Here is a 12,978-nt window from a genome sequence, read left to right on the forward strand (position 1 = left end):
GGTACTGGGAGGATAAGATGAGCGTCGCATTCGAGAATCAGGTAGAAAATAAATTTCAGACAGTAAGCAACGAGGAACTGGCTCAGTTCGGGCCAAAGCTGAAGACGCCTTTGCCTGGCCCCAAAGCAAAGGCCATCGTAGAAGCAGACGATCGGCTCATGAGCCCGAGCTACACACGAAGCTACCCCTTGGTCGCGAAGCGTGGACGCGGCACCCGCATCGAAGATGTCGATGGCAATGAGTTCCTCGACTTCTCAGCAGGCATTGCCGTGACCTCTACAGGCCATTGTCATCCGAAGGTAGTGAAGGCGATCCAGGAACAAGCTGCCGAACTGATCCACATGAGCGGTACGGATTTCTACTACGAAGGAATGGTAGCTCTGGCGGAGCGACTCAGCGCAGTAGCCCCCATGAAAGGCCCCCACAAGTTCTACTACGGCAACTCCGGCGCAGAGGCCGTCGAATGCGCTCTGAAGCTGGCCCGCTATCATACTGGGCGGCAAAACATCATCGCCTTCCTCGGAGCCTTCCACGGAAGGACCATGGGCGCACTCTCGCTCACAGCTTCAAAGCCCCAACAGAAACGCCGCTTTGCTCCGCTCGTACCAGGCGTAACGCATGTGCCGTACCCGTACGCCTATCGCGGATGTTCAGGCGGTGCAAAGGCCGAAGAAGAGTACGCACTCGGGTGCGCGCGCTATATCGAAGAGCGGCTCTTCAAGACTATCCTGCCTCCGGAAGAGGTCGCCGCCATCTTCGTCGAACCGATCCAGGGCGAAGGCGGATATGTTGTCGCTCCCACAGTCTTCATGCAGGAGCTGCGCAAGATCTGCGACCGCCACGGAATCCTGTTGGTCGTGGACGAAGTTCAGTCCGGTGCAGGCCGCACTGGTAAGTGGTGGGCGGTGCAGCACACAGGCGTCGAGCCTGACATGGTATGCATGGCCAAAGGCATCGCGAGCGGCATGCCCTTGAGCGTGTGCATGACGAAGGCTGAGATCATGGACTGGAAACCAGGAAGCCACGCTTCAACCTTTGGCGGCAATCCTGTTGCCATCGCCGCGGCTCTTGCGACAATGGACGTCCTCGAACAGGAGGCGATATCGAATGCGGCCACCGTCGGTGCCGCCATGAAGGCGCGCGCGGAGACCTGGGTATCGAAGTACGGCATCGTCGGCGATGTGCGTGGACGCGGGCTCATGATCGGCATCGAGATCGTCAAAGACCAGCAGTCCCGCCAACCCATCGGTGCGGTGCGCGATCGAATCATCGATATGGCCTTCGAACGCGGAGTCCTGTTCCTGGGGTGTGGCGAAACGAGTGTGAGATTGTCGCCTCCGCTGACCATCTCACAAGAAGAGGCAGCAATCGCGATGGACATCCTGGAAGAATGCATCGCAGCACAATCCTGAATGAACTAAGGGAATGTCATCAAGCTTCGTTTCACCCCTTAGCGAAGTGTTTGCTTTGAACGGCGGGGTTTCAGCCCCGCCGTTGGGCATCTCTACAAAGCAGCTTCAGGATTTCAGCTTCTTGAGATCGTCGCCAAGCAAGATCGCCTCTGCTATATCACGCATAGATTTACGGCGTTGACGGCTCTCCCGCTGCATCAACCGATAGGCGTCGCTCTCGTTGAGAAGAAGGTCTCGCTGGAGAACACCTTTCGCCCGGTCTACGGCCTTGCGCGTCTCAAGCCGGTCAGTGAGTTGTAGATTCTCGGTTTCAAGCCGCGCGCGTTCGATCTCCGCGCCAACAAGAAAGCCAATCATAGACAGGAGACGCACCTCAACCTCGCTATGGCGATAAGAGAGCCTGTGCTGCAGGTTGATGACGCCCACTACTTTGCTGGAACAAAGAATGGGTGTGCAAAGCATAGCTTCAAACGAGTCTTCAGGAACATTCTTGAACAGAACAAAGCGAGCGTCCTCCGACGCCTTCGAAGCAATAGCTACCGGTTGGCGGTGCTCGGCCACCCAACCCGTGATGCCTTGCCCCATCGGTATATCCAGACGATCTACTAGATCGACGTGCGGGTTGTGCGAGGCTCGCAATACGAGCTTGTCGGCCTCCAGCACATAGACAAAACAGGAGTCACAGGGGATCATCGTCGTCGCAAATTCGACGACGCGATCCAGCACAGTATGGAGCGGGTCTGCCGCAGCGATACGGCTGCTGATCTCATGCAAAAATTCAAAAGAATTGAGTCCGTCGCGGAAGCCGGCCATCGTAGAGGTCGATTCTTCGACCCTACGCACGACTCGTCTTGATGTTGCAGCCCTCGTTACCGTGCCAACAGGAGAACTCTGTTCGGCGGGCATCTCCTCCTCGAGGAGTTCCACGCCAAGCGTAGCAGCGCGTTCGCGCTTCTGTTTCAGCACTTGCGCAGCATATTGGGCGGCCTCATTCACCAGAAAGCCCAACTTGGGCCGAGAGGGCTCGAAGTCCGGTGTAATTCCATAATGAAGCAGCTCGGCAGTCGTTGTCGGTCCTACGGAGATTACCGCGACCGACCGGAAGCCACGTATAAGGTCAGGAACGCAGTTCATCTCCTGCGCAACCATCATCAAATGGATGACCTGAACAGCAGTGGTGAACAGAATGACATCGATCCCCGCGTGGATGATGCTATGTACGCACTCTCGAAGAGGCTTGAGGTCGTGCGGCAACGCCCATTGATATACCGGGACTTTCATAACGGACGCGCTACGTTCGGTAAGCTCGGCAAGCAACTCCGGATTGGAGGCGCCATACTCCTGCACAGCGACCCGCAACGACTTCAATTCTTCGCCGAAGGTGCTGTCCATCACTCCAAGCACCTCGTGCCACGTGCTCGGCTCCTGCGCGGTGGCCACAGACTTTATCTTCAAACCACGCAAGGCCGCCTCGGGCTTTGTCCCCCGAGTTACGATCCTGGTCGCGCGAAGAGCTTCCAGAAAGGCTTCGCGGTCATACTTGGTCTCAACAATCTCCAGCAGCGCACGCACGCCTACACCGGTGAAAAAAAGCACAACATCGATCTCGCCTTTGAGCAGGAGATCCGCAAACGCAAGCGCCTGATGGTTGGATTCGAGCTTGACCTCGCGCATCGCAGGCACAACAAAGGGCTCGCCACTGTATGTGCGGATAAGCTTCTCGACTTCTTTTGCCCGACGGGACTCCAACGACAATACACGGAGCCCGTCGAAGCTAGCATGCGCCATTCGCTACCCCATACGCCCCCACTGCCTCCACGGACCAGCGGCTCAGCGGGTGAAACTGTTGTATCCAGATTAGAGCAGTTCTCCTGTCTCGCGATGGATATGGGGTTTGCGAGTGCCATTTTTCAAGGAGAATCGGCACTCGATCCCCACAACTCGCTCTATAACCTATAAGAGGAACCGCCCTACGGTGTGGCTGTAATGCGTTGCTTAACTCCCCAACGATAAACCAGTTCAAGATAACCATAGTTAGCAGAGGCCCCAGCCGGATAATCCGTCTTGACCACTTGTTTACCAAAGGAATGTGCGTAGTACAGATTGAGTGCGAGTTCGTGAGTCATCTGGTAGTCCGAACTGATGTCATAGACCGAAGCGAAGCTGCTATGGCCGCCTGCAGGCCGCCCCGTGTATCCAAAAACCTTGTTGTCGTAGGCACCGCCGCCCTGATACCAGAGATCTGCATTCGAGGTCAGTTGCAGGAAGTGCATGTCCGAGCGGATCTCAAGCTTTTTGGCGGGGTTATCGACGACCTGAATGAATTCATCACGGCTGTTCATCAGGTCGTAGAACGGAAATCGTGCATAGATGCGCGGAGTCGGGAGAATTTGGAAGAACGTGTTGTGCTGATTGTCGGTTGCATTGGAATCGCCGGAACCACGAAAGAAGCCGCCGCGCAGCCACGGTTTTGAAGTTACTTTCGTAAAGCGATAGCCAGTCTCAACATCCGCAGCACCGGCATGCTGGTTCAACGCGCCCCAGTTGCCATTCTGCAGGGCTCCCCAGAACACGACATCGATACTACCCGGACCAGCTGGAATTGTGGTGAGGAAGTCCGCACCATAGGTTCCGAGGCGGATGTTCTTGTGGTCTGCCTGCCGCACGGCGAGTGCCCGGTTGTCCGTTTTGGCGACACCCGTACGGCCATCGTGATAGTCAATAGCGAACACGCGCCACAGGAAGTGCTGGCCGAAGTCATATTTGCTGTAAGCCAGGTATTGCAGATCGACGTTGAGTTCGGGATTGGCGTTCATATTGAAGACGCCTTGTGTCACACGGCCTGCCATAGCTGTGACGTCCCAACTTCCCTGGCCATAGTGGCTGTCGAGCCCATCGAAGCTGCGCTGTGCGTTGGAGAAGCCGAAGTTTCCGATCAGGCGTTGAGCGATACGGTTGGTCTGAAGCCACGCGAGAGTTTCATCTTTCGGTTGCGTCTCCTGTCCATCGAAGAACTCGAAGCGGCCGAGGCGTAACGTCTTATCCGGGCCATTCCAGTGATAGCGCAGGAAACCCTGGCGGAAAGAGGCCGCAGCAGGTGTCGTATTGCTGTTGGCTGCATAGTACGTGCCTCCAAGACCAAGCTGCCCCTGTGCCGTTACCGTGGAGACCGAGGTCGTAGGGACATCGAAGACTGTGTTCTGCGACATCTCAAGCTGCCAGTCAAACTGCTTGATCTTCTGCGCAACGCCGATACGCAAGAGTTGTTCCACGTAGGGATACGTCGTCGTGTAGGGCGGGTCTGCGTACCACTGGTTGGCATCTGTGCGCGTACGGTCGAGCACTGTGATGCTGACAGGTGAAGAGGGGGCGACTGACGTCTGCGCCCCTGCAGAAACAGCAACTATACCGGGAACCAGCAGAAGCGCGCGCAGCATAAGTTTCTTCCAAATCATGCAGTTCTCCTTCGGAGACAAAAGTGTGGGATTTTCTAGGGAATGGACCGCGCACGCAGATGCGCCCGGTCAAAGGTCGATGTGATGGAGTCGCACAATGGCGAAGGCGTGAAGGAGCGGCCCATCCGGCGACGGGGACACTCAGCACTATGCAGAAGGGACACCGGACGCACCCACGAGGTCACCGGCATCAACTATCGCGACACATCCAGGTGCCGCGTTTCCAACAAGGGTTGTCACAGAGATGTAACACAGCCGCCATCGCGATGCAAGAACTGCATTCTTCGGACAGCAGTCTTCACGCTCATCTAGCTATTGGAAGCAGTGCGGTCTTGCGCTCTCTCGCGAGTCTCGCTATGATCGACCCATCGGTAGTATTTATTGCGACTCCGTCAGTCCAGCCGCCGATTCGAGTGAGACCATGCCGTCTCCTCTGTTCACCTAACCGTTACAACACATGCTCCGCGATGAGCTTTGAACACAAGGCAGCCCTGAACGGGCCGTTCCTGGAATGCACCCGCATCTTTCTGCAAAGGGGCAATTCAGCGAGGCCGTTCCATATCATCGTCAGTCTCCCCCAGGAGTCCGAGCATGTCATCGCAGATTGTCACCCAAAACGGAAGTTCCACAACGCTCCAGCCGGACGAGCCCTTCACGCTCGAGCAACAGCAGTATCTTGAAGGCTTTTTTGCGGGAATAAAGCAGAGAATGCCCTTTGTCGGCCATACGGCTTTGGGGCTTATTACTGCAGACTCCAACACCGGCGTGACGAATGCCGCAGCGCCTGTCGTGGAGATGTTCCACGGCACACCGGTCGAGGACCTCAACCGCGAGGAGTTATGGAAATACGAACAGAATCCACTCGACATCTGGGACCAGCTTCTCGCACATGCCAATGAAAACCGCACACCCGTCGCCGAAGAAATCTTTCGCTTTAAGTTTCATGGCTTGTTCTACGTCGCTCCCACGCAAGACTCTTTTATGCTGCGGCTGCGCGTTCCTGGCGCGGTGCTGACCTCCGCACAGCTTCGTGGACTTGCAGAGATGGCAGAAGACTGGGGTTCCGGCCGTGTGGACATCACCACCCGCGCCAACCTGCAGATTCGCGAGCTTCAACCGCGCGACATCGTCAGAGTACTCAACAAAATCCAGTCGCTCGGCATGAGTTCACGGGGCGCCGGGGCCGACAACATTCGCAATATCACCGCTTCGCCTATCACAGGCATAGACCCCGAAGAACTGCTTGACGTACTTCCCTACGCCGAGGCTCTGAACCAGTACATCCTGAACTCGCGCGACATGTACGACCTTCCCCGCAAGTTCAACGTTGCATTCGACAGTGGTGGGTCCATTGGCGTGGTAGCCGACACCAATGACATCGGATTCCTCGCCGTACGCGTTGACGAAGGCAAGGCACTTCCTGCCGGCGTCTACTTCCGCATCGTGTTGTGTGGCATCACGGGCCACCGGCAGTTTGCAAGCGACTGCGGAGTCATCCTTCACCCGCATGAAGCAGTTGCTGTCGCGGCCGCAATGATCCGGGTGTTCAGCGAAAATGGCGACCGCACAGACCGCAAGAAAGCACGGTTAAAGTATCTGGTCGATCGCTGGGGAGTAGAAAAGTTCCTCGAAGAAACAGAGCGGTTGCTCTCTTTTCCGCTACTGCGTCTTCCAGAGAGCGAATGCGTTGCTCGCAAGCCGATCAATCGCGCCGGACATATTGGCATGCATCCACAGGCACAGACGGGGCTGCATTACATCGGAGTCTCAATCCCCGTAGGCCGCCTTCCTGTCGCGCAGATGTGCGCTCTGGCAGAGATCGCAGATCGCTTCGGCTCCGGAGAGCTTCGCCTCACGGTCTGGCAGAACCTGATCGTACCTAACGTTCGAGAAGAACATCTCGAGGCTGCACAACAGGAGCTCCTCGCTGCCGGATTGCAGTTCAGCGCAGGCCGCATACTGTCCGGCACAATCGCCTGCACAGGGAATCAGGGTTGCCGCTTCTCCGCAACGGACACTAAGTCGCACGCTGTCGCGCTCGCTCAACATCTCGACGAGCATTTTAAGGTATTGCAGCCGATCAATCTCCACGTAACCGGCTGTCCGCATTCGTGTGCGCAACATTACATCGGCGACATCGGCCTGCTGGGATTGAAGACCGGTGGTGAAGAGGGATATCAGGTCAACCTCGGTGGCGGCTCGGATCAGGACCAGAGTCTGGCACGCGAGTTGCTTCCAGCAATTCGATTCGCCGATCTTCCGCCGCTCATGGAGAACCTCTTCACAGCGTTTGAGCGGCATCGTCTATCGGAGGACGAGACATTTCTCTCTTTCAGCCACCGTTACTCCATCGAAGATTTGCGTCAGTTTGCGCAACTCCCTGGAAAGGAGATTTGAGCCACATGTCGAATGTCCCTTTCATCCCCGACTCGGCGCCGTTCACACCGGAGCAGCGTGCCTGGCTCAACGGATTTCTGGCTGGCATTTTTTCCGCAGCCCAGCCAACAACGGTTGCCGATACACCGCCCTCGCTGAAGATCGCCGTTCTCTATGCCTCGCAATCCGGAACCGCAGAAGGTCTCGCGCGCAAAGTCGCCAAAGATCTCAAGTCTAAAGGCCACATCGCCTCGCTCGCCTCGCTGGAGGACTACACACCCGCTGCCCTTGCGGAAGAACACTACGCCATCCTCATCGCTAGCACCTACGGCGACGGTGAAGCACCCGATGCTGTCCAGCCGTTCTACGAGAAACTCTGTGTCGAACACTTCCCGCGCTATCAAGATCTGTCCTACTCCGTGCTCGCCCTTGGAGACACGCACTACGAGCATTTCTGCAAGTTCGGCATCGACCTGGACAACAAACTCGCCGCCCTCGGTGCTGTTCGCCTCTTCGATCGCGTGGATTGCGATGTGGATCTCGACGACGCCTTCGCGCGTTGGAAGCAGGGACTCTACTCTCGCCTGAACTCCATAGTCGCCGCACGTCCAGCCAGAAGCATCTCTTCCTCTTCCAATACAAATTCCTCCCCTAAATCCGGACCAACGCCACCCTCCGGTGACAACGGCGGACCTGCCTATACGCGCGACAATCCTTTCTTCGCGCCGCTGGTAGATAAGCATCCGCTTACTCGCGAAGTCTCCAGCAAACTCACGATGCACATGGCCTTCTCTATCGCCAACTCGAACCTTAGGTACGAAGCTGGAGATGCCTGTGGTGTAGTCCCTCAAAACGACCAGCATCTAGTCGAAGACATCATCACGACGCTGAACTTCAGCCCTCAGGCGCCAGTGCAACTTCCTAAGTCTGGAACGACAACGCTCCTTGACGCGCTCACTCATCACTTGCAGATAACCCGCCTCACCCGCAAGATAGTTGAAGCCTACGCTACCATCGGCAACTGCCAACCCCTCGCCGGGTTGCTCGTACCCGAGCAGCAGGCGCATCTTGAAACGTACACCAGCGGCCGGGGCCTCATCGATCTCCTCCATAGCTATCCGGGCGTTCTGCACAATCCAGCAGACCTCGTCGCCATGCTTCCCAAACTTACACCGCGCCTCTACTCCATCTCTTCAAGCCCCTGCGCCCACGCCGGCGAAGTTCACACCACCGTTGCTGTTGTCCGCTATCGTTCACACAACCGTGAACGAAGTGGCGTCTGTTCCACCCTGCTCGCCGACCGCACCACCACCGGCGACTGTCGTCCTATCTACATTCAACCCAACAAAAAATTTCGCCTGCCGGCTGCAGGCGACGCACCTGTCATCATGATCGGGCCAGGGACTGGCATAGCTCCCTTCCGCGCCTTCTTGCATGAAAGACGTGCACTCGCGGCTACAGGCAAAAACTGGCTCTTCTTCGGGGAACGCAGCGCGGCTAGCGATTTTCTCTATCGTGAAGAACTCGAGTCGATGCTCGCAGACGGCCACCTCACACGTTTGGACACAGCCTTCTCGCGCGACCAGGAGCGCAAGATCTACGTGCAGGACAGGATGCTCGAACAGGCGGCGCAGCTCTGGAGTTGGATTCAAGAAGGCGCAAGCCTCTATGTATGCGGGGATGCAAGCCGCATGGCGAAGGACGTAGATGCAGTGCTGCATACCATCGCAGAAAAACAGGGCGGCATGGACTACGAAGCCGCCCAGGACTACATGCAGACTCTGAAGGATGAACATCGCTACCACCGCGACGTCTATTGAACGCACTACAACGCAGAACCCGCACCGCGTAAGACGAAAGCGAGTATCTCCTTGGCATTGCCACTTCATGAACGAGCTTATGACGGCAAGAGCGACGCACTTGTGCGGCTCACCGCAGACGGCCTCGTCATAGGGCCAGCCGGAGTGGCAGTACTTACGGAACCGCTGCGTGAGGTCTTTCCTTCCCTCCTGCCGGGCCGGCCGTTGAAAGAAGGTGAACAATACCGCTTTCACTTCAACATGACCAAGTGCATCGGCTGCCGCTCCTGCGAAGTTGCATGCAACGAGCAGAACGGCAATCCGGCTGACATCCTCTGGCGACGCATTGGAGAACTCGAAGGTGGCAGCTATCCAGACACCCAACGTCACTATCTCTCGATGGGTTGCAATCACTGCCTGGACGCTGATTGTCTGCGCGGCTGCCCCGTCGATGCCTACAAGAAGGATTCCATCACAGGCATCGTCCTGCATTCGGCGGACGCCTGTATCGGTTGCCAATATTGCGTGTGGAACTGCCCTTATGGCGTGCCGCAGTTCAATCCCGAGCGCGGAGTCGTGGGTAAATGTGACATGTGCAAGGGACGCCTTGATCACGGGCTTGAACCTGCCTGTGCCAATGCCTGCCCTGAGGCAGCCATCGAAATCGAGATTGTGAATATGCAAGCCTGGCGCGAAGACTATGCGAGCGCCGAGAGCCCCGGTATGCCAGCCGCTGGGCAAACGGTATCGACCACACGCATCACGCTACCCGAGAACAACGGAGTCACGCTGGAGCGTGTCGATAGCGGCCAGATACAACCAGAACATGCCCATCTCTCGCTTGTCTTTATGACCACACTGATGCAGACAGTTGCAGGCGCTCTGTGCATGCTGTTGCTGGAGCACGAACTCGATATCGTGCGTCTCGGCCTATTGCTCACGCTGACTGCTGTCTCGCTAAGTATCTCCACCATGCACCTTGGACGACCGGCGTATGCGTGGCGTGCTCTTAAGATGTGGCGGCGTTCGTGGCTTAGCCGCGAAGTGCTGCTCTTCACGCTTTTCTTCCTTGCGCTCACCCTCGCCACACTATGCACCGTGGCATCATTGCTTCATCACACAGTTCCGGCAGGCTTGACGTCTGCTGTCGATTGGGCAGCTGCCATTCTTGGGCTCGCAGGCACAGTGGCGAGCGCTGCGATCTACCTTGTGCCCGCTCGTCCCTCGTGGAACATGCGTCACACCCCCATCGACTTCGTTGTAACGGCTGCATTTCTTGGGACGCTTCTGGTTGTCGAACTCGGTGCTCTCCCACAACATTTTTTCGTAGCGATGCCGCTAGCCCTCACGGCACTGCCTTATTGGCTGCTGCCTTTGTTTGCGGACGTTGCTGCAGTTGCCTGGCTTGCCAATCAAGCGGTGCGTCTTTACCGCATACGCAGCTCAAAGGTATTTGAGCTGCGTGCTTCTTTTTCACTTCTCTCCAGCAACATGTTGCGTGGGCACTATATCGCCTCCTTTGCATTCGTCGCCCTCAGCGCAGGAATGGGAGCACTGGGACATTCGCTGCTCGCACTCTGCTTTGGGTTCGCCGGTGTGCTGCTGGCACGCTATCTCTTCTTTGTCTCAGTCGTGCCACTCAATATGGGCCTCACTTTCGTTCGCACGAGGCACGCATGAAGCTGTTTGCAAAGATCCGACGCACGCTCGGCATCGATACCGCCCAGGCGAAATATGCCTACGGAGAAGACGCGCGTTATGGCTATGTTTCAGCCTCGCGCGTCGCTGACAAGTGGGTGAAGACAACCTGCGGTTACTGTTCGGTTGGTTGCGGCATGCTCGTCGGCGTAAAAGACGGCAAAGCGGTTGCGGCGCGCGGCAATCCTGAGCACCCTGTGAATAGTGGCAAGCTCTGCCCCAAGGGTCTTAGCGAGCATCACATCCTTAGCGCGCCCGGCCGTGCCACCCATCCACTCCTGCGCAAGAACGGCAAGCTCGTACCCGTTACGTGGGACGAAGGGCTCAGCACGATGGTCGAGCGTATCGGCGCGATCCAGGCGGCCTATGGATCAGCTTCGCTCGGCGTAGTCGGTACGGGACAGTTAGTTACGGAGGAGTTCTATACCCTTGGCAAGCTCGTGCAGCTTGGTTTTCGAACACCGAACCACGATGGCAACACCACACTGTGCATGGCCAGCGCTGTCTCCGGCTATAAGCTCTCGTTCGGCAGTGATGGCCCTCCCGGCAACTACGCCGATCTGGAGCAGGCGGACGTCATCATCCTGATCGGCGCCAATATCGCGGACAACCATCCTATTCTGTGCAATCGGTTGGAGCGCAACAAGAACCGCATCGTGGTCGTCGTCGACCCGCGCGTGACCAAAACCGCGATGATGGCCGACATCCATCTTCCCGTGAAGCCGCGCAGCGACATCGCGCTCATCAACGGCATCGCGCATATCCTTATCCGAGAAGGCCTGATCGACCGCGAATATATCGCGCAACACACCAACGGCTTTAAGGAACTGGCAGACTTTATCGCAAGCTTTACGCCAGAGCACGTGGCAGAGATCACAGGGCTCAGCGTGAAGCAGATCGAGCATGTAGCGAGGCTGTATGGTCGCGCCAAAGCAGGCTTTATCGGCTGGACAATGGGTGTCAACCACTCGACACAGGGTACGGTCACAGTCGCTGCGATTAATAACCTCGCTCTCATTACAGGACATATCGGTCGCACGGGCGCTTCGCCATTCTCCATCACCGGCCAGTGCAATGCGATGGGCACGCGTGAGAGCGGCTTTACTTCGTCACTGCCGGGATATCGCAAATTCGATAACCCCGCGGACCGCGAAGAACTTGCCGCGCTCTGGGATGTCGATGTGGAGTCGATCCCGAAGGCACGTGGTCTCGCCTATCCCGATATCATCGAGGCCGCCGTCGCCGGCAAGATCAAGGCCCTGTGGTTCATCGCAACCAATCCTGCGGTGTCGTTCCCAAACTACAAGTTACTGGAACAGGCCTTGCACAACGTCGAGTTCCTCGTCGTTCAGGATGGTTTTCACCCAACGCCAACAAGCGAGTTCGCAGACCTCGTTCTGCCTGCCGCCATCTGGGGCGAGAAGGAGGGCACTTATACCAACTCGGAGCGACGAGTCAGCAAAGTCAACCCCATTGTTGTGCCTCCCGGAGAAGCGCGCCCCGACTTCGATATCTTTCTCGATCTCGCTGAACGGATTGGTGTGCGCGAGAAACTCTGTCCTGGCTGGACCACAACGCATGACGCGTTCCGCGAGTGGCAGCGCGTCTCGGCAGGTCGCATGTGCGACTACAGCGGCTTTACATGGGAGCAGATCGAAGCCTCCGGCGGCATGCAGTGGGGCGGAGAACGGCTGTACACCGACGGGATCTTTCCAACCGCGGATGGCCGCGCCAAACTGCACCTTGTGCCGTGCGAACCCTTCGCTGAACAGCCCAACCATGAGTATGACTTCATTCTCAATACGGGCCGCACAGTGGAGCACTGGCACACGCGCACCAAGACCGCACAGGTTGACATGCTCAACAAGATGGTCCCGAACGCCTGGCTTGAGATGAATCCCGTGGACGCCGAGCGCCTCAAACTGAACCCGCACGACCGGGTCACTGTTGTGTCCCGGCGCAGTAAAGTCAGCAATCTGGAGCTGCGCATTACCGGCATCGTTGCACCCGGCCAGGTCTTTATGCCGTTTCACTTCTCCGAGAACAACTCCAACCTGGTCACGCTCGGAGCATTCGACCCCATCTCCCGTGAACCGAACTTCAAACAATGCGCCGTGCGCATCGAGAGATCCACTAGGTCCGCTTCTGTCTGAAGCAACAAATTCTCCGGCCCTGTCGCCGGTGTCTGCAAGGCATTCAAAACAACCATGACGTTGCTTCAAATGCGAGACACAGCAC

At 57.2% G+C, this 12,978-nt stretch carries 7 protein-coding genes; 5 read left to right on the top strand and 2 right to left on the bottom strand.

Annotated features, from left to right (window positions below):
- Window positions 1-17: 17 nt before the first annotated feature.
- Window positions 18-1,412 carry an acetyl ornithine aminotransferase family protein gene (locus GSQ91_RS01430; protein WP_158819463.1) on the top strand — a complete coding sequence of 465 codons (1,395 nt, stop codon included), beginning with the start codon at window positions 18-20 and terminating at the stop codon, window positions 1,410-1,412.
- 105 nt (window positions 1,413-1,517) lie between these two features.
- Here the strand turns inward: GSQ91_RS01430 and GSQ91_RS01435 are convergent, their stop codons facing one another.
- Both GSQ91_RS01435 and GSQ91_RS01440 read right to left on the bottom strand, forming a co-directional pair.
- Window positions 1,518-3,200 (bottom strand): uroporphyrinogen-III synthase, encoded by a 1,683-nt coding sequence (locus tag GSQ91_RS01435; RefSeq protein ID WP_158819464.1) that lies wholly within the window; start codon window positions 3,198-3,200, stop codon window positions 1,518-1,520.
- 182 nt (window positions 3,201-3,382) lie between these two features.
- Window positions 3,383-4,867 (bottom strand): alginate export family protein, encoded by a 1,485-nt coding sequence (locus GSQ91_RS01440; protein ID WP_254064311.1) that lies wholly within the window; start codon window positions 4,865-4,867, stop codon window positions 3,383-3,385.
- 591 nt (window positions 4,868-5,458) lie between these two features.
- Here GSQ91_RS01440 and GSQ91_RS01445 point away from each other — a divergent pair.
- Genes GSQ91_RS01445 through GSQ91_RS01460 form a run of 4 tightly spaced genes read left to right on the top strand, consistent with a single transcriptional unit; the run spans window position 5,459 to window position 12,893 of the window.
- Window positions 5,459-7,264, top strand: coding sequence for a NirA family protein (locus GSQ91_RS01445; RefSeq protein ID WP_158819465.1), 1,806 nt, complete (start codon window positions 5,459-5,461; stop codon window positions 7,262-7,264).
- 5 nt (window positions 7,265-7,269) lie between these two features.
- Window positions 7,270-9,063 carry a sulfite reductase flavoprotein subunit alpha gene (locus tag GSQ91_RS01450; protein ID WP_158819466.1) on the top strand — a complete coding sequence of 598 codons (1,794 nt, stop codon included), beginning with the start codon at window positions 7,270-7,272 and terminating at the stop codon, window positions 9,061-9,063.
- 51 nt (window positions 9,064-9,114) lie between these two features.
- Window positions 9,115-10,722, top strand: a complete 1,608-nt coding sequence (locus GSQ91_RS01455) for a DmsC/YnfH family molybdoenzyme membrane anchor subunit (RefSeq protein WP_158819467.1) — start codon at window positions 9,115-9,117, stop codon at window positions 10,720-10,722.
- Complete coding sequence (locus GSQ91_RS01460; RefSeq protein ID WP_158819468.1) at window positions 10,719-12,893, top strand: molybdopterin oxidoreductase family protein; 2,175 nt, start codon at window positions 10,719-10,721, stop codon at window positions 12,891-12,893. Before GSQ91_RS01455 ends, GSQ91_RS01460 begins: the two co-directional genes overlap by 4 nt.
- The last annotated feature ends 85 nt before the right edge of the window (window positions 12,894-12,978 follow it).

Origin of the sequence: Granulicella sp. S156 (genome assembly GCF_009766105.1) — a bacterium.
Lineage (GTDB): Bacteria > Acidobacteriota > Terriglobia > Terriglobales > Acidobacteriaceae > Granulicella.